The following is a 20,137-nucleotide window of genomic DNA, read 5'->3' on the forward strand; positions in this document are numbered from 1 at the left end:
GTAGAAATAAAAACTATGGGGGTTAACATAATGGAAAGTAAATGGAGTATTCGACTCATCCGCCTCGCGGCTATCTTTGGTTTGTTAGGAGCCATCATCGGTTCAGACATGGCCGGGTCAGGAAATTACCAAATACGCCCGGTTCACGCCCACATTTTAGTGGTCGGTTGGCTATCGATTTTTGTATGGGGATTGTTTTACCGGATGTTTAAAATCAAGTCATCTAAACTAGTAGCCGCGCATGGCTGGACGGCGGGAATCGGTGCCGTTGGATTGCCCGCAGGGATGTGGCTCCATCTGGTCAGGCCATTTGAAATCAATGAAACATTTGCCTTAATTTTTTACATTGTAGGCGGCACTATTTTACTAATTAGTTTCGTCTTATTCATCATCGTCACGTTCATGATCGAGCCGATCAAAAGTGAGCAAGCATCATGAAAATTTTAAAAGAGAAAAAACGATGGTTGCTAATTTTGCTGGCCTGGCTTGTTGGAGCTGCCGCACTTTCCCTGTTTGCAACAAGTGCTAAGGAGCAAACCTCGCCTAATATAAACGCTGGACTACCGGAAACGGCGGCAAGCATTCAAGCAGAAAAAGCGTTGAAACAGTATTTCCCTTCTTCTGAAGGGGTTCCGTTGTTTGTAGTGGTCTATGACCAAACGGGTTTGAAGGAGCCTGATGTGGAAAAAGCCATCACTGTTATTGAAAAAGCGGTGGGTGAGGCGGAGCAGGATGTAACCATAATCCCGTTATCAAAGATGCCTACGCAAGCACGCGCGTCCTTCTTTTCAGAGGATCAAACCACGTTCTTTTTACCAGTCTTATTTCCAAGTGGGCTGGAAAACAAAGTGGTGAAAACCACGATGGATGGGCTGAAAAAAGAAGTGGCAAACGGGTTGTCGCCGAATCTAGACACCTATTTCACGGGTCCTGCCGGCATCGTGGCAGATACGTATGAAATGTTTTCAAAAGCAGATGTGGTATTAATCATCGCAACCGTGGGGTTAATTTTTCTATTGTTAATCGTCATTTACCGCTCGCCCTTATTAGCCTTGATTCCGTTGATTGGTGCGGGTATCTCTTATTCAGTCGTCGATCGATTACTAGGTTTGATGGGAAAGTATGAGTGGTTTGCCATCGACAGCCAGGCCTTATCGATTATGATGATTTTATTATTTGCGGTGATTACCGACTATTCGCTCTTATTATTTGCCCGTTTCCGAGAGGAATTGGAAAAAGGCTTGCCGGTAAATGATGCCATGAAAACAGCCTTAGGGTTCGTAAAAGAACCCATCCTCTTAAGTGGTGGAACGGTGTTTTTAAGTATGCTGACTTTGTTTTTTGCCGTGTACGAACCGTATCGTGGGTTTGCACCGGTATTCGCTGTCGCAGTCGCCCTGATGATTCTTTCGGGTTTAACGTTACTACCTGCGCTTTTCGCGATTGCAGGGGAAAAAGCCTTTTGGCCTGCTAATCCACGAAAACGGGCGGTGGTGGTAAAGGGCGCGGGAAAAGAAGGATTTTGGCATAAAATTGGCCGCTTTGTTACAGCCAAACCATGGGTTTCTTTGGTTCCGATTGTGTTGGTGCTGGTGTTATGTTCCTCGATGATCAGACAGGTTCAGTACTCGTTCAACCTGCTGGATTCATTTCCGCAGGAGATGTCCTCTATTCAAGGCTTTGCTCGATTAAATGATGCCTTTTCTGCCGGTGAGATTGCCCCAAGTACGGTGATTGTGAATGCCAAAGAAGAGGTGTCCCAGGAGCAGATTCACCGTTTGGTAGAGGAATTAAATCGCCAGGATTCTGTTTCCAAAGCGGAAGTTCAAGGAAATCCCTATGCAGAGCATCAGCGGAATGTGGTAAAAATCAATCTCGTGTTGAAACATAACCCGTATTCGGAGAAGGCTTTTGACGATATCGAGAGACTTCGAGAGGACTCTGCTACTCTATTAAAAGCAAGTCACATTCAGGAAGCAAAGTTATTGATTGCAGGTGAAACGGCTCAAAACGCCGATATCCGTCAAGCCAGCCATGGGGATGAAATTCGGATCCTATTGATTATGACGGTATTGATCATGGTGATGCTTGGTATTCAAACCAGGTCCTTCTTGGCACCACTCTATATGATGGCTACGATTCTTTTATCCTTCGGAGCAGCGTTAGGGTTGAGTATCTTTGTTTTCCAAGACCTACTAGGGTATCCGGGGATTAGCTACCGTACGCCTTTATATACATTTGTGTTCTTAGTGGCATTGGGTGTGGACTACTCCATCATGCTCATCTCACGCATTCGTGAAGAGAAAAAGCAGTTGCCGATTAAGGACGCGGTTCGGGAGGGTGTGGGTAAAACAGGAGGAGTCATTTCCTCAGCGGGTCTCATCCTGGCTGCCACTTTCGCCGTCTTAATCACGCAACCCGTCATGGAGCTTCGAGTATTCGGCTTTGCAGTAGCAATCGGCGTCCTCCTCGACACCTTCATTGTAAGGCCTATTGCGATACCGGCATTAATGGTATTAACCACCAAACATAGGACAGCTCAAAAAGGGGACAGTCCCCCAGCGCTTTAACGCGCCGGGGGACTGTCCCCACCTTTTTAATTGAAGTTGGCCGCTGGAAAGGATATAGTGGAAAATAGTAAATTATAAGGGATGGATAGTTCATGATCAAGCGAAGATGGAGGATTTTTGTAGTATTATTTTTTGCCATTCTTCTAGTTATTTTCGTCGTTAATGCGGGGAAGTTTCTTGTTGTTGATGAAAAGATCCAAAAGTCTGATGCCATTATTGTGTTAAGCGGCGACAAAGGGGAACGGGTGGAAAAGGCGGCAAAGCTATATCATCAGGGCTATGGTAAATACTTTGTTATTTCTGGTGGGATTACTTATAACGATGTAACTGCTGCCCAGTTAATGAAGAATCACGCCCGTCAGCTTGGTGTACCAGAAGAGGCGATTATCCTCGAGGACCGAGCCGACAGTACTTATGAAAATGCGGAATTTACTAAGCAAATCATTAAGTCTTATCCTATTCACTCTGCTATTGTGGTATCCTCCAATTTTCATATGAAACGCGTCAAGATGATTTTCGACCGCGACTTTCAGGGTAGCCAGATCAAGCTATATTATACAGGTGCAAAGGATCCTCATTTTAATGAAGCGCGTTGGTGGAGCAACAATAAGAGCATCATGATCACGATTACCGAGTATTTGAAGATGACCGGATATGCGTTTGGGAAGAATTATTAGGAAATTACACTCGATGAATAGAAGGAGGAAAAGAATATGACTTGGAAAGTAAAAAACTCCACTTCAGCAAAGGTGGACAGGTTTGGGATTGCGATTGATCAGGTGGTCTTGCCAAACGGCGAAGAGAAGACTTTTTCCTATTTGGATTTTGCAAAAGGAGTCTGCGTGCTTCCCATCACAGAAAACAAAGAAGTCATCTGTCTAAAACAATACCGCCACGCCCTAAAAAGCTGGGAGTGGGAGCTTCCGGCTGGGATGATTGACCCTACCGACCCCACTCCAATCGACAGTGCCAAAAAAGAACTAGAGGAAGAAACTGGTTTTGTAGCGGAGCATTGGCTGGATTTAGGTAGCTTTTATCCTTCTCCTGGCTCAACAACAGAGGAAATCTTCTTGTTTGCCGCAGCCGGCTTGACTCCTTCTGTCCAAAATTTAGAAAGCAGTGAACAAATTGAGCTGCATTATCTATCAATGGAAGAATTAAAGGAATTGATTAGCCAAGGCGAATTCAAGCATGGTGCGGGATTGGCGGCTGTCTTACGATATAAGTTTCTGACTGACTGATTAATTTATATTCGTTACAAACAAAAAAAGGAGAGCTTCAAAGCCCTCCTTATTTGCTATCGAAATTATTTAACATCCAGGTAACGATCATACAGCTCAAGACATTCAAGTAACTCTGATTTATACACCATCAACGCTTTTCTGACAATCGCGCTATGGCTGCCGTTTGTAAGCTCCTCGTTACATTCGTCCAGATCCTTTTTTTTCAATACCGAAAGTTCACTAAACATAAAATGAAGATTCTCCACTTTTCCACTCTCCCCAACATATCAAGCTTCTAATCTAATGTTCTCCTAGAAAGAGTATGGCCGAAAATACCAAAAAACATACGTAGGGACAGTCCCCCACCGCTTTAGCGCAGTGGGGGACTGTCCCCACAACATTAAGAAATGATGTGAATGGCCCATATTTCTTTAGAGTACGATATAATATAAAGAACTAGATTCGAAGAGGGTAGGTATTATGGGGCTTCTAAAGAGGAATAAATTTGTTGGTGGTCGGATCGTTAAGACAGGCATTGCTGTCCTGTTAACTTCAGTTATTTGTTACTTGTTAAAATGGCCGGAGATGTTCGCGGTCATCACAGCGATCGTCACGATAGAACCGACTGTTCATGACTCCATAAAAAAAGCATTTATTCGTTTTCCGGCTTCCGCCATTGGTGCGGCGTATTCGGTGTTATTTACGTTTGCCCTAGGGGATACTCCGTTTACCTATACATTGGTTGCTTTAGGAACTATCATCACTTGTAATGCTCTTCGGCTACATGATGGGATTGTTGTAGCTACTTTAACAGGGGTCGCAATGATCTCTACAGTCCATGATCAATATGTAGTCTCCTTTTTGGTAAGGCTGGGAACAACCACCACAGGTTTAGTGGTTTCTTCGTTAGTCAATCTTCTAGTGATTCGTCCAGATTATTCGGAGAACATAATTAAGAAAATTCAGCAGCTTTTTAACGAAGCCGGTTCTTTCCTTGAAAAAAGAGGGCAGGAAATTATGAGTCATCAGCCACTCCATAAGGAAACAACCTTACAATTTAGGAAGCTAGAAAAAGATATAGAAACTATTGAAACACTGTGTAAATACCAGAAAGAAGAATGGAGGTATCACCCGTTTACTCGTGACCAAGTGAGGACCTACCACTACGAATATAAAAAGTTAATGCTTTTGCATCAATTGATCTATCATTTAGGGAATTTAAAGGCTCTTCCTGCAAATAAACTGTCACTAGTGGAGGAAAACCGACGAGTTATTCTCTCGACGATTGACTCCTTGAAATCAATTCTTTGTCATCACCCCTTTGAAATTCCTGATTCTCATCGCGAGTTAGTCCAAGAACTGGTAAGACAGTTCCGTCATGCTCAGATGGAACAGAAGGAACAAGATGGGGAACAGGGCCACCATATTTTCCAACCACAAATCGTGCTGCTATATGAGTTATTAGCCATTAATGGTATACTAGACGAAATCAAAATGGGGACAGTCCCCCACTGCGTTAACGCAGCGGGGGACTGACCCCATTTTTAATTGATTTCCAATAAAATGGCTCAACTCAAGGGAGAAGGGACTTTCATGTGTTATTCTTTTAGAGCGCCATGAGAAGTGAGGTAGGCAAGCGGGTCCATGTGGTTTGTACCGCCGAGATTTTTAGATAACCATGCATGGGAAACCACGGTTTGCCCATCAATCACCTTTAAATTCCGTTCTCTCAAAAGATGGGAGATGAGCCAGCAATAGCGACAATAGGAATCTATAAACTTAGCATGATCGCATGTCTCACATAATTCCACATGAACATAACGAGCATTGCCTTTACCTGTGCCCCAGGCTTTATGGAAAGTCGTTTCGTTCCTCCTGTTTTTTGTAGGCCCGCATTTCAGATAACAATTTACCCTTAATCATGGTATAGGCAAAATGAAATGGGAAAGAGACAGTAGTCCATCTTTTTAAAACCCTGAAAACGCATTATATATAGCTTCAAATCAACCGAACATGACCCTTTGGGGCTATTTTTAACTTATTCTAGGAATCTTTTATGAAAGCTGTAAATCATATTGCCCGCCACAGATCAGTAAGCTAATGTAGCCTTAACAGGTATCGATTTTTTGGAGGTTTAATTATGAAGCGACTGGTAGTTGTGATGGTGTGTTTCCTGCTTACCATGGTGACGACAGTAAACGTTGCGGTTATAGAAGCGAAGGCGAAGACGAAGACTGGCATTAGTTACAGTGACCCAGAGTTTAGGGCGACAGTCGACATGCTGGCGATGGATGGGCATAGCAATGACGATCTGTCGTCATGTGCGGTCAAACAGGAATACTATAAAGACGTAGTGGAGATGTTCGATAAAGGGATGTCCAAACAGGAAATCCTAGACTATTATGAAAATGAACTAGGCGTACAGGCGTTACTGTATCCTCCGGCCAAAGGGTTTAATCTTACGCTTTGGATGACTCCATATCTTTTATTGGCAGTGGTCTCTATTCTATTATTTTTTATTTTTAAAAAATGGAAAAGCAATCGCCCTGAACTTGTCATGGCGGAGGACACGGAGTCGGAAAAAGAGCTTGAGACAGAACTTTACATAGCCATGATCGAAGAAGAGAGGAAGAAAATGAATTTCTATTAAATGTAAAGGCTCTTTTCTAAGACATTGTTGCTTTTGTCTACCTTTTTTTAATGGTCATTAAAATAAATAGGCGGAGGAATTCCGCTTATTTGGGAAACTGGTTGTAAATTAGCTCAAATAGACGGAGATATTCCGCTTATTTGATTTTAAAACGCAAAAATGGGGTACTTTTCTTTGAATAAGCGGAAAAACTCCTCTTATTTACTCCGAAATGAGCTCGATTTTGCAAATAAGCGGAAAAACTCCGCTTATTGGTTACTCTTCTAAGGCTGGCAATCCGATTTGCAAGCTTTTTCGCAGTGTAGCTCTGATTCTAAATGAATAAAACTCCGCTTATTTTCCATAACAACAATGTTTACATAAACAGCCAATGTAAAAAAACCACCTACCTCGGTTGAGTTAAGTGGTTCTGATTCAGATGATCATGCCTTCATGCGATCGGGGAGATTCTGTATCGATTGGACCACCATATCTAGCTTCGACTCAATCCGATAAAGCAGATACAGGGTGACAACGATGGGGAATCCCACCTCACTGATGAGCGGAATGATTTGTTCCACGAGAGCTCACTCCTTTCTAGGGACAGTCCCCCACTGCTTTACCGCAGTGGGGGACTGTCCCTTTTTCTAGCATTAAACTAGCTCATAATCGGTTACATTACGTTCGACGATTCTTGCTCCTTTGACGTCAGCAAGCTTTCCACTATTTGTGGAGAATACGTCTGATGCGATGATCTGTGCCATCGATAACTTCAAGACCTCTTCATCGACCGGTTCTTTTGGATTCTCAACGGAAATACGTGCGGTCTTACCAAGCTCCGTACCGAATTCCAATTCCAATGTTTTTGCCATTCTATTCACCTCCATATATTAGTTTTCATAAGGATTATTACGCAATAATGGTAGTGCTGTCATTGCGCTCTACTTTGTTCAGCTTGTCATTACATAACACACTAATTGCTTGTGCAGCCTGAAACAACTGGTCAGTGGTTGCTCCGCTTTTCACGTTGTTAAACGTTTTTGCACGAAGGATGGGGTTTCCTTCCTCATCCAACCCGGTTTCAAACAGCATTCGAAGCTTTGACGCTTCTAAAAACGCTTGTGCCATTTCGCTCACCTCCTTTCACCCTTTATATAGTGAATTAAAGGGAAAAAAGACAGGCTTGGGAAAAATTTTTTTCGGGGAGCATTTTTGGGGGACAGTCCCCCATTCTTGTGCTGCTTTACTGCGCCGGGGGACTGTCCCCACAAAAAAATGTCACCATAAAAAAGACCCTTTTTAACAAAGGGCCTTAACCAAAATGTATTCTCCTTCAGATATCCAAGAGATCCCGATGCATCAAAGAAGTACCACTTACTATTTTGAAGGAGCCAACCTTTTTACAATGCACCGTTCGCATTGTAGTAAGTCCAGTAGGCCACCTTTTTTTGGTATTTAGCAATAGTTGTACCACTGGTTGCTGCAAAGGATGAAACTGGTGAAGAAAGTAGCGCAAAATAAGTAACAAAGGCTATAACCTGTAGTGCCTTTTTCATAAATTTGCCCCCCATATTTCTAGTACATCCTGCTTCATTCTACTATCCTAGTATATTATGTAGTAAATGGTACATATTGAGGAAAAGAAGGGAGGAGTTGGGATGAAAATGAGCCTGGTTTCATTTGAAACTGACCTCTTTGTACTGAATTACCTAGCATTATAAATAATGTTCTGATCCCTATGAAATCTTGATATAACCATCAGTCCCATAATCGTAAATTCAAACTTAACAAAAATAGAAGTAGAGGGAGTCTACGTCTACTTTCAGCAACAAAAATTAGAGAAAGTAGACGTCTTCTTTTTTTAGACTAAGTAAATAGCAAGCAGCCCGCTGTAGGAGCCTGTACTAATAGAATTCTAGCCTCCCTGGCCACCTTCGACCAAATTAAATTATGCCTGAACTTATCCCGCAAACCAAAACTTTCCACACCATCTGTAACTATCCCCCCGGCAGCATCGTCATAATAATAAAGACATATATAGGTGGTGTAGAGATATGAGGCAATTAGACCAAATCGCTTTCAAGCAACAAAGAGCCCAGCAAATTTACCGGGAGCAGCTTAATAAGAAGAAAATGGAGCAAAAAGAAAAACGGGACGTCAGCGTATTTGTTATTTGTATTGGATTAGGATGCGTGGCATTAGCTGTGTATGAGGTATTATTCCATTAAAAAACCCCTGCCTATAAAAATAGACAAGGGTACAAAACCAGTTATCCGACAATTTCTTGAACTCTATTCATTACTGCCGTTTGGATGGAAGACAATTTCATCTGGCTATCCTCTAATGACGCGCCTTTCACCGCAAAGTAGAACTTTGCCTTTGGCTCTGTGCCTGAAGGACGTAAGCAGAACCAAGACCCGTCAGCCAAGAAGTACTTCAATACATTCGAACGAGGCAGGTCAATCTGGCTTTCTTCGCCATTCGACGCCACACGGATCGAAGTTGCATAATCCTCAACAGCCGCAACCTCAATTCCAGCCACTTCACTCATTCTTTCCGCTCTAAATGTCTCCATCAAGCTAGCAATCTGTTCCGCACCATTTTTCCCTTTTAACGTAATGGACTGAAGTGATTCCTGATAGAAACCGTATTTTTCAAAAATCGCCAGCAAACCTTCGAACATGGTCATGTCTTTAGATTTATAATAAGCCGCTACCTCTGCTGCAAAAATGGCTGATTGAACAGCATCCTTATCACGCACGAAATCACCGATTAAATAGCCATAGCTTTCTTCATAACCAAATAGGAAAGTATGCTCACCGGTTTGCTCGAACTCATTGATTTTTTCACCGATGAATTTAAAGCCAGTCAGAGTATCCAGCGCTTTAACACCGTAATGCTCGGCAATCGCACGACCGATTTCAGACGTAACGATTGTCTTAATCACGATGCCATTTGCAGGCAATGTTCCTTGCGCTTGCTTTTGCGATAACAAATACTCAAGCATAAGGGCACCCAATTGGTTCCCAGTAAGAACCGTATATTCGCCGGCGCTATTTCTAACAGCTACACCCAAACGGTCTGCATCCGGATCCGTTGCCATCAATACGTCCGCACCGATTTCGTCGCCTACCTTAATCGCTAATTCAAAGGCCGCATGCTCCTCAGGATTTGGCGATTTCACTGTTGAGAAGTTGGCATCAGGAAGTTCTTGTTCCGCCACAACCGTCACATTTTCAAAACCGAATACCTTTAGACCTGCACGAACGGGCTTGTTCCCCGTACCGTGCAATGGAGAATAAACCACCTTCAATTCCTTTGCCACGCTAGCCACGATTTCCGAGTTCAACTGAAGCGTTTTTAACTGCTCGACATAGGCGTTGTCAATTTCTTCACCCACATAAGTCAGTAATCCACTTGCAAGCAATTCCTGCTCTTCAGCCACTTCAACCGCTAATTCGTTTTCAACCAGGTTCACATAACGGATAATCGTATCGGCTGCTTCAGGAGGAAGCTGCCCGCCGTCTTCGCCGTACACTTTGAAGCCGTTATATTCCGGTGGGTTATGGCTCGCTGTAATGACAGCGCCTGAAAACGCATGTAAGTAACGAACCGCATAGGAAAGGACTGGTGTTGGACGAAGCGCATCAAATACATACGCCTTCACGCCGTGCTTTCCAACCGTCTTGGCTACTTCTAACGCAAATTCAGGAGACTTATGACGAGAATCATAAGCAATCACGATCCCGCGTTTCATGGCTTCTTCGCCCTGTTCCACGATATATTGAGCAAGACCTTCTGCTGCTCGGCGGATCGTGTAGGTATTTAAACGATTAGTCCCAGGTCCAAGCTCACCGCGCATCCCGCCTGTACCGAATTCAAGGTGTTTATAGAAGCTATCCTCTAACAGACCTGTGTTATCCTTAATCTCTACTAACTTGTCACTTAGATCTTTTTCTAATTCTGAAAAAGAGAACCATTTATCTGCATGTTGTGTCCAATTCAAAAGCCATCTCTCCTTTTTTTTCTCTTTTAAGAATAAACCCTGTCCGTAATTTGGACAAGGTGTAATTGTGGATTTATCCATTTTTATGGAATTATGCTGCCTGCGCTTTTGTAAAAATGAACTTATGCTTCGGTTCCAACCAGGATGTTCTAAGCGCGAATATATACCCATCTAATCGAAAAAGGAGGGACAGTCCCTCCTTTTTATTGTGGTTGTTTTTTTCCAGCAAGTGTTTCATACGCAGCATCGTCTGGTGCGTCACCTTTTGGCCAGTCATAGGCCTTTTTCGCAAAGTCTGGACGTTGTTTGAGCTTATTGATGTAAGCAGCAATATTCAATGCCTCTTCATCGGTAAATGAGCCGGCTTCATAGCCACCCATCGGTGACTTCGGCATATAGGCCTGGATAAACCCGGCAGCTGTTCGAACCCTTGCCATACCAGCGCCGATATTATAGGAATTGTCTCCCCATAACGGGATGCCTAGTGCACCGCCATCCCCACCTTCACCGTGACAGGTAATACATGCTTTATTGTAAAGCTCTCTGCCAGCTTCAGCATTAACCGTCGTTAAATCACCTTGAACCTTTTTAAGTGTGGCCCATGGTCGTTCCTTTGTTCCGTCAGGCACATTCTGTGATATATAGGTATAATAAGCCACCATTGCTTTCATTTCTGGACCATCTTTTGGCAGCGGCTTACCATTCATGCTTCGAACAAAACAGCCGTTAATCCGATCCTCTAAAGTGACATCTGTACCGGCACGAGAATTATATTGTGGATAGGTTTTAGCTACGCCAACTAAATCGAGAGAGCTGTTGACACCGCCGTTTGCATGGCAGCTCGTACAGTTTAATTTATTGCCTACATAGCCATCCAGAGCGCTGCTTGTGTCATTATGGTATTTTTCTCCCAATTTGATTAATTAAAATTATAGAGTAATAGTTGGATGTATTTACCCTCGTAGGTACAAGGTTCAAAAAGTTCTCACATTTATCGTCACACAATAGACACTTTTAGGGGTAGGGGTATTTTAGGGGGGTGTTCGAATGTTGTAGTAGTTTTTTATAGGTGGTGTTTACCACGGGGGATCGATTTTGAAACCCGCACAAGCACAATAAAAGCGCTCATATCTTGATGAGCGCTTTTTCCTTGTTAAAATTCATAAACTGCTTTGCTATTGAGACAGTGTGTGAGAAAGGTGCCTTTCCACGGCTTCTTTAACTTCTCGATTTTTTGGCAATAGTCGCTAACTACTTCCTTTTGACCATCAAAATCTCTTGCTTCCTGGCTGTAATAGATAATCTCGCCATTGAATTGGAATTCTGTTATTTCTCCTGGCTTATCATCCGTGTTAAAGCGGATAAAACGAAGGAGGTCAGGTTTTCCATCTTCGACGTTCTTCTTAAACTCATTAATCCTTGTTCGTTGTTTCGCTTTAATTTGTCCTTGTAGGATATCTCCATTTTCAAGCGCTTCTTTTATTGTATAATCCTCCGGAACCTGATTGGTCTTTTTTTCACCAAAATTCTTTACCTGCGTTTTAATACTCACACTTTTGTCGGCCGTGACCATTTTGAACCCAAACAAGCCGGCCACAATCAGAATCGCAACAAAGATTAATCCAAATTTTTTCATTTCATACCCTCGTTCCCTGTAGTTTTTCTGCACTTACCCTTTAGACGAGGCTATCGTAGGATGGTTTCATTGTGGGGACAGTCCCCCGGCGCTTTAGCGCGGTGGGGGACTGTCCCCAACACGAATAACAGGAATAGGAACATAGTTACTATATAGGTCCAGTCTGTTGTATGGTCAACGACCTTGAAGTCACTAAAATTGCCAATCTGGCTTTTAAACAGGGACACGGTATTCCAGCCCCAGTGACAGCCAATGGTGAACCATAGGGACCGTGTTACAGCAAAGGGAACCGCATAGGTTAGTCCCATGAGAAACAGCATGATCCACTGGGTGTAGCTGTCGCCAATCCGCCAAATGTGATTGAGGACGTAAATGACTGACGAGATAATGACTAGTGTAGAGAGTGACCAATTTTTCGGGAGGTACCTGAACACGTACCCGCGGGTTAAGATGTCTTCGCTCGCAGAGGAGAGGAAGGTTAGCAGGATGATTCCCACCAAGGGCAGGATGATTTGTTGCAGTGAAAAGATACCTACAAATTCAATTTTCCCTGTCCAGACCGAGACAACAAAGCTTCCGCTGTAAAATAGGACGCCTAGCAAATAACCAATCCATAGATTCGTGGATGCCTTTTTGTGTCTTCGCAGCCCGAAGGCGGATAACCCCTTTTCGCCACGGAGTTTTGCTACGATGTGGGCGGCAATAAAGAAAAGGATAAAGGAGGCAAAGAGTAAAATTGGGTTACTGCCTACTAGTTCTGATGTATGGTAGACAGCAAACAGGACAAAGAAACCTAGTATATTTTTAAGGATCATCATTCATACCCACTTTTTCTTATGTAGTTCTCCTTGAAGAGGAGTCCCTTAGAGTTTAACATAATTTTCCTCTTTAGTATGTGAGATTATGAAAGATTGTGTTGGTGCTTCTCGTCTAGTTTCTTTGGAAAATGAGGTGGATAGTTGAGATAGAGGGGATCTACGTTTACTTTTCCTAGAATGATAGAGTGGAAGTCAAAGTAGAAGGCGGCTACGTCTACGTTTCCCAAAAAAGAAGGCGAGAAAGTCGAAGTAGAAGGCGGCTACGTCTACTTTTCACTAAAAAGAAGGTGAGAAAATCGAAGTAGAAGGCGGCTACGTCTACTTTTCCCAAAAAAGAAGGAGAGAAAGTCGAAGTAGAAGGCGGCTACGTCTACTTTTCACTAAAAAGAAGGCGAGAAAATCGAAGTAGAAGGCGGCTACGTCTACTTTTCACTAAAAGAAGGCGAGAAAATCGAAGTAGAAAGCAGCTACGTCTACTTTTTACTAAAAAGAAGGAGAGAAAGTCGAAGTAGAAGTATCGTCCACCAACATTGTTGCAACCATCATCACAAAGTTGGGGACAGTCCCCCACCGCTTTAACGCAGCGGGGGACTGTCCCCAACTCATTATTATAAGTCCAGTTGTGCTCTTAAGATGTTTTGCACGCGTTGCTTTTCTTCTGGTGATACTAACCCGTAATAAATGTCATTAATCCGTGTTCCTTCTTCTTTTAGCTCCATCTGCTCAATGGTTGTATCCTTCACATCATAGCCTTTTTGGATGGCTACGATCTGGTCGAAGGTCAGGTTGGTTTTCACATTTTTCCCTAGTACGTCAAAAATCCCAGCAAAGTTCTTCAAGCTAGAGAAGCTCGCGCCTTCATCGATCACGCCCTGAATAATCTCACGCTGTCTCATTTGACGGCCGAAATCGCCTCGAGGGTCTTCATGTCTCATTCGAGTATAACTCAACGCTTCTGCACCGCTCAGCTTCAATTTCCCTTCCGCAAAATGGAAACCATCCTGCGTGAACTCTAAATCGTTATTCACCGTCACACCGCCAACCGCGTCCACCATACCCTTAAAGCCTTCCATGTTCACCTGGATATAGTAATCAATCGGAATATCAAGGAAATCCTCAACCGTATTCATCGCCATCGGCACGCCGCCGAACGCGTAAGCATGGTTGATCTTATCAACTTTTCCTTTACCAACAATCTCCGTGCGCGTATCACGTGGGATGCTCAACATTTTCACCGTATGATTCTTCGGATTCACCGTCAACACAATCATCGTGTCCGAGCGCCCCTTGTCCCCTTCGCGCTCATCCACACCCAGCATTAAAACGGAAAATGGATCCTTTTCCTCCACTGCCACAGGTTCCTCGCGCTTATCAGACTTTCGGTCAATCGCCTGATGCATCGAATCAACCGCATTATTTAAAGATTTATATACAGAGTAACCGTACACGCCTCCACCAATTCCTATAGCAAGAAGGATGGTGCCTGTCACTTTTACCCATTTTCTTAGTTTTCTTTTCTTTTTTCGAGCTCTCATAAAAACAGAACCTCCTAAAAACTTACAAATAAGATACAATCGTTTTCTATGTTAACAAAAAAATAGATTAAGAGGTATGTAAAAAATATGGAAATAATAGTGTGGAGGCATCAAGGACTATGACTTGATATTCAAACTTCTGCCATTTTCTTGCTATAATGACAGATAGATATAGTGAAAATTGGAGAGGGGCTCCCCATCTTATGAAAATCAAAGTCATAATTGCAGATGATAACTCATTTATTCGCGAAGGGTTAAAAATCATTCTATCTACCTATGCGGAATTTGACGTGCTGGACACCGTGAGTGATGGAAAAGAAGCGGTGGAATACTGCCAAACGCATGAGGTTGATATTGCTTTGCTAGACGTCCGAATGCCGAATATGAACGGAGTGGAAGCCACTAAGCTTTTGACCGAAAAGACGAAGACAAAGCCTATCATCTTGACGACCTTTGATGATGATGAATACATAATGGATGCTATTAAAAACGGTGCGAAAGGCTATTTATTGAAAAATAACGACCCGGAACAAATTCGCGATGCCATCAAAAGTGTGTACAAAGGCAATAGCATTATTCAGGACGTCATTTTAGAGAAGCTGAAATCGAACTTGGGCAGCGGCACGAATCCGTCTGAAACCAAGCTGGACCTCACTCTTTTTACGGAAAGAGAGCGGGCCATTATGTCTTTGATTGCCAAAGGGTATTCCAACAAAGCCATCTCTAAAGAACTGTTTATCTCTGAAGGAACGGTCGCCAATTACATTACTTCAATCCTAAATAAAACTGGACTCGAGCACCGTACCCAAATCGCTATTTACTATCTGACAGGGAAAGTAGATTAAATGGAGCTTTGGATGATTTTTACAAAGCTAATCCTCTTGGTATATATCGCGTTTACCTGTATTCGCGAAGAGGTCAGTCACATTTCGTGGGTGGTCCTTGCCTCTTTGCTTTATTTTTGTCTCAATATCACGATGTATATCTTTAAAAATCACACCGTTAAACGGGTGCTGCTGATGCTCACGATTGCTCTCTCGGTTACGGCCTGCATTCTTGTTCAGCCGTTGTTTTGTTTGGTATTGCCGCTAGCAATCATCGAATTGGCGGGAGAATTTGTGCATAGTCGTCTTACTCTATTGATTCTATCCGCGGTTCCTATCCTTTACATAAAGGTCGAGCTTCAGCCTATTTACGGGTTGGCGGCCACTCTTTGTTTTTTGATTTTCACCATGGCCCAACTGTATCAGGATAAGCTCGAAAAAAATGAAGCCCAGATTGATACGATGCGAAAAACGCTCCACAGGTTAACGAAGAATATCAATGAAAACACGGAATACATCCGTCAGTCAGAATACACGTTTAAGTTAGAAGAGCGGAATCGAATTTCACAGGAGATTCACGATAAAATCGGCCACTCGATGACCGGGGCTCTTTTTCAAATGGAAGCGGCGAAACGCTTGATGGAGACCGACCAGTCAAAAGCCACCGAACTATTGCAAAACGCCATCAATATCTCCAAGGAGGGGATTGAAAATATTCGAATGACGTTAAAAAATATGAAGCCCCCAACCGAGCAGGTGGGAATTAACCGGACGAAGCTCTTAATCGACGATTTTAACGCCAAGCAATCCATCAAAACTGTCCTTACCTATGAAGGCAATTTGGATCTCATCACGCCGATTCAGTGGAAAATTATCCATGAGAATGTCACGGAGGCATTAACGAATGCCATGAAGTATTCTGGGTCCACGCTTGCTTCGGTGGATGTCAAAGTGTTAAACAAAATCATTCGCGTCGAAGTAAAGGACAATGGAGTTGGAACGGAGATAATCAAGAAGGGTCTTGGGATTATTGGGATGGAAGAGAGGACGGCTACTGTGAATGGAAAAATTATCGTTGACAGCACGCATGGTTTTTCGGTCACCACCTTGTTGCCGATCGCACCAGCATAGGGTTTTTCGCACAAAACCTGGTTGCCAATCACACCCCCATGATGTTCTTCACACAAGACAACGTTGCCCAATCCGTCACCATGACCATCTCACACGAAAAACATGAAGATTCTCATGTAAAAAGAATGAACGATTGCACTTATGCAGGTTCATTCTTTTTTTTATACTTGAACTATACAAGGGAACAGGGGTGAACACGATGAACGTGTTGGAAATTAGAAACTTAACGAAGAAATTCAGTGATTTTATTGCTGTCGACCATATGAGCTTATCTGTAAAAGAAGGAGAAATCTTTGGGTTCCTCGGATCCAATGGAGCGGGGAAAAGTACGACGATTAACATGATTGCCGGTCTCTTGCGCAGCAACGAGGGTACGATTACGATCCTTGGCAAGGATACGGTGAAGCACAGCCGTTACGCCAAAATGAATATCGGAATGGTGCCGCAGGACCTCGCTATTTACGAGGACATGACGGCCTATGAGAATGTGAAATTCTTTGCCGGACTGTACGGTTTGCGCGGGGCCGAGTTAAAAGAGCGAGTGGAGGAAGCCTTAGAATTTGTCGGACTACAAGACCGCCATAAAAGTTATCCGAAAAGTTTTTCCGGCGGGATGAAACGCCGCTTAAATATTGCCTGCGCCATTGCTCATCGGCCAAAGCTGATTATCATGGATGAGCCAACCGTGGGTATCGATCCACAATCGCGCAATTACATCCTCAATTCGGTCCGCAAGCTAAATGAGATGGGCTGTACGATTATTTACACCAGCCACTATATGGAGGAAGTAGAAGAAATCTGCACGCAAATTGCCATCATCGACCATGGGAAAATCATTGCAGAAGGCACGAAGGAACAGCTGAAATCCATTATCACCAATACAAAGGATTTATGGATAGAGGTCAAATCAACGGAACACGTGAACGTTCAGGCCATTAAGGAAATTAAAGGTGTCGAAGCCGTTACGGTGGACGAAAACTTTATCAAAATTAACTCGGATACAGGCGTGAACAACTTAAATCAAATTATGGAACACTTTATGAGTCAGCACATCGAAATCCGTTCATTGCAGGAAAAAGCGCCGAACTTAGAAACCGTCTTTTTAACGTTAACAGGCAGGAATTTAAGGGACCAATAAGGAAAGGAGGGGACGGCCATGAACATTATCAGTATGGCTTGGAAAGGAATTAAATCAGATTTTCGTGATAGAAGAACCTTGTTTTTTATGCTCCTCTTTCCGATTGTCTTGATGCTTGTGCTGGGTACGGCACTGTCGAACACGTTTACGACCAGTATTCCTGTGGATGATCTCCACGTGTTATACACGGATACAACAAAGGGAGAGAACTTTCAGCCGTTCGTTACGGAGGTCAAAAAGTCGGGTGTTCATTTTAAAAAAGTCACCGATGAATCCAAGGCGAAAAAAGACGTGCAGCAAAGTAAAGTGGATGGCTATGTCAAGGTAACTGATGAGGGTGTACAGTTGTATCTCAATAATGGCAGCAGCATCGAAGGAAACATCCTTCAAGGTATGCTTTCTGCTTATGTGGATCAATACAATATTGCTACTGAAATCATGAAGACGGCACCGGATAAAATGGAAGCAGCGTTTTCTCGCGACAGCCAAGCGAATTTTATCAAAGAAACTTCGCTTCAACCGGATAAGCAGCCGAGTTCGATGGACTATTACGCGATTGTGATTACGACAATGATTATCCTGTACGGAGCGATGTCGGCCAGTTCGTTAATTGTGGAAGAACGAGTGAGAGGGACAGCCAATCGTCTAATTGCCTCTCCGATTAGAAAGAGTGAAATTTTTATCGGAAAAGTACTTGGAAGTCTTGTCAGCAGTAGTTTATCTGCCTTGCTGGTGGTTCAGCTGAGCAAGCTGTTATTCCATGCGAATTGGGGCGATCATGAAGGACTGGTTTACCTGGTTCTTTTGACAGAAATTATTTTTGCGGTGAGCTTAGGGATTGGAATCAGCTTTTTGGCAAAAACACATGCCGCTCCAAAAGTGATCATTACACTCGTTGCCCAGTTATCCTCCTTCTTTGGCGGGTCCTATTTAAGGATTGTGAATCCTGAGGGTTTCTTCAAATTTATTACGGAGCTTTCTCCCCTTACTTGGATGAACAACGGGCTAATGAAATTAATTTATGCGAATGACCTATCTGCGGCCATCCCTGCAATCACGATCAACATGGCTGGGTCACTCCTCTTTTTAGTAATAGCGGTTATCTCTTTAAAACGACGGGAGGGGCTATAAATGAAAGATATCCTCTGGTTAATTCAAAACACATTAAGTATGACGTTTCGCAAACGAAAAAATGTAATCATGTTCTTGTTAATGCCTTTGGTGGGAATTTTCATTGCCCTTCTTGCCTATGGCGGAAATCAAACACCGACCCTAACGGTGGGCGTCGTGAATCAAGACAAGGGTGAGATCACGGACGATACGATTCAATTTCTCAAGGGGTTAGAGAATGTGAAGGTATCCGAGGTGGAGGCAGCAGAGGGTAAGTCGCAGATTACATCCGGCAAGCTAGACTCTGTGATTACCTTTGAAAAAGGATTCTCAGAAAGCGTGCTGAAGGGTTCGCCTGACCATATTGAGATTAGCTCCATAAAAGGGGCTGCGGTGACAGGATTCGTGAAGTCCTATTTATATCAATATATCAATAATGTAGCAACGATCAGTCGTGCGGCGGACGGAAATCAGCCGAAGTTCGAACAGATGGTGAAGGACTATCAGCAAAGCGGATATAAGCTTGCGACCCATTCGGTGGAAGATGCTTCAAAAAATAAGCTTATGACCAACCAAGCGATTGGGTTCCTGATTATGATCATGATGATGTCGGCAGTTAATCTATCTGAGATTATTTTGTTGGAAAAAGAACAGCGGACGTATTACCGCTTATTATCGACACCGATCAATGCGAGGAAGTATTTATTCGCGAATGTGGTCGTGAATATGATTGTGATGACGATCCAGGTGTTAATCACGTTAACCATTATGAGAACGGTCTTTGATATGGGCGTGAATGTGTCCATTTGGGAAGCCGCGTTTGTTATGATTCTCTTTTCCTTGATTTCTGTCGGCTTGTCATTAGTGATTATTTCTTTCGCCAACAACCGAAGTGCGGCGGGCGCATTGCAAAACTTAGTGATCACTCCAACTGTCATGCTGTCCGGCTGCTTCTGGCCAGTTGAAGTCATGCCGAAATCCTTGCAAAAAATCGCTGAATTCCTGCCGCAGCGCTGGACACTAGACACACTCACTAAATTGCAGGAAGGAAGCACCTTCAGCGGCCTGTACCTACACTACATCATCCTATTCGCCTTTGCAGCTGCCTTCTTCCTGATCGCCGTGTATCGGTTCAGCAGAAACAACACCACACAGAACTTTATCTAAAAGAGCGGGGACAGTCCCCCGGCGCTTTAGCGCAACGGGGGACTGTCCCCCAAATTTTTTTTTGACGCCCTAAATAGTTGATATAATAATAATGGAAACACTTACAATGGTAGAATATTATTTTTTGACGATTGACAATATAGGAATAGATTAGTAATATCAAAAATATTAAAAAAAACTAATAATTCTTATCGAGAGTGACCGAGGGACTTGGCCCTATGACGTCCGGCAACCCCCTAACCGGGAAGGTGCCAATTCCAGCAGAATGAACTTCATTCTGAAAGATAAGCTTGAAATAATCGTTTGTATTTCGATGCTCCTTTCAGATGAAAGGGGCATTTTTTGTATGG

General features: G+C 43.2%; 22 protein-coding genes, 1 pseudogene and 1 riboswitch. Of the genes and pseudogenes, 12 read left to right on the forward strand and 11 right to left on the reverse strand.

The window, feature by feature from the left end; all coding sequences use genetic code 11:
• Positions 1-30 precede the first annotated feature (30 nt).
• From AA0X95_RS05935 to AA0X95_RS05950, 4 genes are all read left to right on the forward strand, one after another.
• Positions 31-438, forward strand: a complete 408-nt coding sequence (locus tag AA0X95_RS05935) for a hypothetical protein (protein WP_413306535.1) — start codon at positions 31-33, stop codon at positions 436-438.
• Entirely contained in the window at positions 435-2,570 is a 2,136-nt protein-coding gene (locus AA0X95_RS05940) for an MMPL family transporter (protein WP_413306537.1), read from the forward strand. Before AA0X95_RS05935 ends, AA0X95_RS05940 begins: the two co-directional genes overlap by 4 nt.
• A gap of 92 nt (positions 2,571-2,662) precedes the next feature.
• Positions 2,663-3,247 carry a YdcF family protein gene (locus tag AA0X95_RS05945; RefSeq protein WP_413306540.1) on the forward strand — a complete coding sequence of 195 codons (585 nt, stop codon included), beginning with the start codon at positions 2,663-2,665 and terminating at the stop codon, positions 3,245-3,247.
• Between the two features lie 36 nt (positions 3,248-3,283).
• Positions 3,284-3,811 (forward strand): NUDIX hydrolase, encoded by a 528-nt coding sequence (locus tag AA0X95_RS05950; RefSeq protein ID WP_413306543.1) that lies wholly within the window; start codon positions 3,284-3,286, stop codon positions 3,809-3,811.
• A 65-nt stretch (positions 3,812-3,876) separates the two neighbouring features.
• On the opposite strand, the gene AA0X95_RS05955 is transcribed toward AA0X95_RS05950, so the two are convergent.
• Positions 3,877-4,059 carry a hypothetical protein gene (locus tag AA0X95_RS05955; protein ID WP_413306545.1) on the reverse strand — a complete coding sequence of 61 codons (183 nt, stop codon included), beginning with the start codon at positions 4,057-4,059 and terminating at the stop codon, positions 3,877-3,879.
• Between the two features lie 214 nt (positions 4,060-4,273).
• On the opposite strand from AA0X95_RS05955, the gene AA0X95_RS05960 reads away from it, so the two are divergent.
• Complete coding sequence (locus AA0X95_RS05960) at positions 4,274-5,329, forward strand: aromatic acid exporter family protein (RefSeq protein ID WP_413306548.1); 1,056 nt, start codon at positions 4,274-4,276, stop codon at positions 5,327-5,329.
• Between the two features lie 604 nt (positions 5,330-5,933).
• On the forward strand, positions 5,934-6,443 hold the full coding sequence (locus tag AA0X95_RS05965) for a cytochrome c-type biogenesis protein CcmH (protein WP_413306551.1): 510 nt from the start codon (positions 5,934-5,936) through the stop codon (positions 6,441-6,443).
• 422 nt (positions 6,444-6,865) lie between these two features.
• Here the strand turns inward: AA0X95_RS05965 and AA0X95_RS05970 are convergent, their stop codons facing one another.
• The 5 genes and pseudogenes from AA0X95_RS05970 to AA0X95_RS05990 form a co-directional block, all read right to left on the reverse strand.
• Entirely contained in the window at positions 6,866-7,003 is a 138-nt protein-coding gene (locus AA0X95_RS05970) for a YvrJ family protein (protein WP_308082283.1), read from the reverse strand.
• 72 nt (positions 7,004-7,075) lie between these two features.
• Positions 7,076-7,294: a DUF2922 domain-containing protein gene (locus AA0X95_RS05975; protein ID WP_413306555.1), complete on the reverse strand. Its 219-nt coding sequence runs from the start codon at positions 7,292-7,294 to the stop codon at positions 7,076-7,078.
• A gap of 37 nt (positions 7,295-7,331) precedes the next feature.
• Positions 7,332-7,550, reverse strand: coding sequence for a DUF1659 domain-containing protein (locus AA0X95_RS05980; RefSeq protein WP_413306558.1), 219 nt, complete (start codon positions 7,548-7,550; stop codon positions 7,332-7,334).
• Between the two features lie 5 nt (positions 7,551-7,555).
• Positions 7,556-7,819 (reverse strand): annotated as a pseudogene (locus AA0X95_RS05985) (hypothetical protein); the annotation flags it as partial.
• 3 nt (positions 7,820-7,822) lie between these two features.
• The gene (locus AA0X95_RS05990) at positions 7,823-7,978 is read right to left on the reverse strand and encodes a hypothetical protein (protein WP_413306560.1); all 156 of its coding nucleotides are present in this window, start codon (positions 7,976-7,978) and stop codon (positions 7,823-7,825) included.
• Positions 7,979-8,476: 498 nt separating this feature from the next.
• On the opposite strand from AA0X95_RS05990, the gene AA0X95_RS05995 reads away from it, so the two are divergent.
• The gene (locus AA0X95_RS05995) at positions 8,477-8,650 is read left to right on the forward strand and encodes a hypothetical protein (protein WP_413306563.1); all 174 of its coding nucleotides are present in this window, start codon (positions 8,477-8,479) and stop codon (positions 8,648-8,650) included.
• 41 nt (positions 8,651-8,691) lie between these two features.
• Here AA0X95_RS05995 and AA0X95_RS06000 read toward each other — a convergent pair whose 3' ends face one another.
• The 5 genes from AA0X95_RS06000 to AA0X95_RS06020 form a co-directional block, all read right to left on the reverse strand.
• On the reverse strand, positions 8,692-10,428 hold the full coding sequence (locus tag AA0X95_RS06000; RefSeq protein WP_413306566.1) for a phospho-sugar mutase: 1,737 nt from the start codon (positions 10,426-10,428) through the stop codon (positions 8,692-8,694).
• 203 nt (positions 10,429-10,631) lie between these two features.
• Entirely contained in the window at positions 10,632-11,342 is a 711-nt protein-coding gene (locus tag AA0X95_RS06005) for a c-type cytochrome (protein ID WP_413306569.1), read from the reverse strand.
• Between the two features lie 239 nt (positions 11,343-11,581).
• Positions 11,582-12,064: a hypothetical protein gene (locus AA0X95_RS06010; protein ID WP_413306572.1), complete on the reverse strand. Its 483-nt coding sequence runs from the start codon at positions 12,062-12,064 to the stop codon at positions 11,582-11,584.
• A gap of 50 nt (positions 12,065-12,114) precedes the next feature.
• The gene (locus AA0X95_RS06015) at positions 12,115-12,882 is read right to left on the reverse strand and encodes a CPBP family intramembrane glutamic endopeptidase (RefSeq protein ID WP_413306575.1); all 768 of its coding nucleotides are present in this window, start codon (positions 12,880-12,882) and stop codon (positions 12,115-12,117) included.
• Positions 12,883-13,490: 608 nt separating this feature from the next.
• Entirely contained in the window at positions 13,491-14,417 is a 927-nt protein-coding gene (locus AA0X95_RS06020; RefSeq protein ID WP_413306578.1) for a LytR family transcriptional regulator, read from the reverse strand.
• Between the two features lie 203 nt (positions 14,418-14,620).
• Here AA0X95_RS06020 and AA0X95_RS06025 point away from each other — a divergent pair, with 203 nt between their 5' ends.
• From AA0X95_RS06025 to AA0X95_RS06045, 5 genes are all read left to right on the forward strand, one after another.
• Positions 14,621-15,262, forward strand: a complete 642-nt coding sequence (locus AA0X95_RS06025) for a response regulator (protein WP_413306581.1) — start codon at positions 14,621-14,623, stop codon at positions 15,260-15,262.
• Positions 15,263-16,372: a sensor histidine kinase gene (locus AA0X95_RS06030; protein ID WP_413306584.1), complete on the forward strand. Its 1,110-nt coding sequence runs from the start codon at positions 15,263-15,265 to the stop codon at positions 16,370-16,372.
• 199 nt (positions 16,373-16,571) lie between these two features.
• Positions 16,572-17,510 carry an ABC transporter ATP-binding protein gene (locus AA0X95_RS06035; protein ID WP_413306587.1) on the forward strand — a complete coding sequence of 313 codons (939 nt, stop codon included), beginning with the start codon at positions 16,572-16,574 and terminating at the stop codon, positions 17,508-17,510.
• Between the two features lie 18 nt (positions 17,511-17,528).
• Entirely contained in the window at positions 17,529-18,641 is a 1,113-nt protein-coding gene (locus tag AA0X95_RS06040) for an ABC transporter permease (protein ID WP_413306590.1), read from the forward strand.
• Positions 18,642-19,787, forward strand: coding sequence for an ABC transporter permease (locus tag AA0X95_RS06045; RefSeq protein ID WP_413306593.1), 1,146 nt, complete (start codon positions 18,642-18,644; stop codon positions 19,785-19,787). It begins immediately after the preceding gene.
• 185 nt (positions 19,788-19,972) lie between these two features.
• A riboswitch (SAM riboswitch) is annotated at positions 19,973-20,078 on the forward strand.
• Positions 20,079-20,137 lie beyond the last annotated feature (59 nt).

The sequence above is a fragment of the Neobacillus phoenicis genome (assembly GCF_047302305.1).
Taxonomy (GTDB): Bacteria; Bacillota; Bacilli; order Bacillales; family Cytobacillaceae; genus Neobacillus.

Coding starts and splice junctions, on each gene's coding strand:
- AA0X95_RS06035 (WP_413306587.1), top strand. CDS start 16,572: ATGAACGTGTTGGAAATTAGAAACTTAACGAAGAAATTCAGTGATTTT.
- AA0X95_RS06015 (WP_413306575.1), bottom strand. CDS start 12,882: ATGATGATCCTTAAAAATATACTAGGTTTCTTTGTCCTGTTTGCTGTC.
- AA0X95_RS05975 (WP_413306555.1), bottom strand. CDS start 7,294: ATGGCAAAAACATTGGAATTGGAATTCGGTACGGAGCTTGGTAAGACC.
- AA0X95_RS06020 (WP_413306578.1), bottom strand. CDS start 14,417: ATGAGAGCTCGAAAAAAGAAAAGAAAACTAAGAAAATGGGTAAAAGTG.
- AA0X95_RS06045 (WP_413306593.1), top strand. CDS start 18,642: ATGAAAGATATCCTCTGGTTAATTCAAAACACATTAAGTATGACGTTT.
- AA0X95_RS05965 (WP_413306551.1), top strand. CDS start 5,934: ATGAAGCGACTGGTAGTTGTGATGGTGTGTTTCCTGCTTACCATGGTG.
- AA0X95_RS06040 (WP_413306590.1), top strand. CDS start 17,529: ATGAACATTATCAGTATGGCTTGGAAAGGAATTAAATCAGATTTTCGT.
- AA0X95_RS05945 (WP_413306540.1), top strand. CDS start 2,663: ATGATCAAGCGAAGATGGAGGATTTTTGTAGTATTATTTTTTGCCATT.
- AA0X95_RS06010 (WP_413306572.1), bottom strand. CDS start 12,064: ATGAAAAAATTTGGATTAATCTTTGTTGCGATTCTGATTGTGGCCGGC.
- AA0X95_RS05950 (WP_413306543.1), top strand. CDS start 3,284: ATGACTTGGAAAGTAAAAAACTCCACTTCAGCAAAGGTGGACAGGTTT.
- AA0X95_RS05940 (WP_413306537.1), top strand. CDS start 435: ATGAAAATTTTAAAAGAGAAAAAACGATGGTTGCTAATTTTGCTGGCC.
- AA0X95_RS06025 (WP_413306581.1), top strand. CDS start 14,621: ATGAAAATCAAAGTCATAATTGCAGATGATAACTCATTTATTCGCGAA.
- AA0X95_RS05990 (WP_413306560.1), bottom strand. CDS start 7,978: ATGAAAAAGGCACTACAGGTTATAGCCTTTGTTACTTATTTTGCGCTA.
- AA0X95_RS05995 (WP_413306563.1), top strand. CDS start 8,477: ATGAGGCAATTAGACCAAATCGCTTTCAAGCAACAAAGAGCCCAGCAA.
- AA0X95_RS05960 (WP_413306548.1), top strand. CDS start 4,274: ATGGGGCTTCTAAAGAGGAATAAATTTGTTGGTGGTCGGATCGTTAAG.
- AA0X95_RS05980 (WP_413306558.1), bottom strand. CDS start 7,550: ATGGCACAAGCGTTTTTAGAAGCGTCAAAGCTTCGAATGCTGTTTGAA.
- AA0X95_RS05935 (WP_413306535.1), top strand. CDS start 31: ATGGAAAGTAAATGGAGTATTCGACTCATCCGCCTCGCGGCTATCTTT.
- AA0X95_RS06030 (WP_413306584.1), top strand. CDS start 15,263: ATGGAGCTTTGGATGATTTTTACAAAGCTAATCCTCTTGGTATATATC.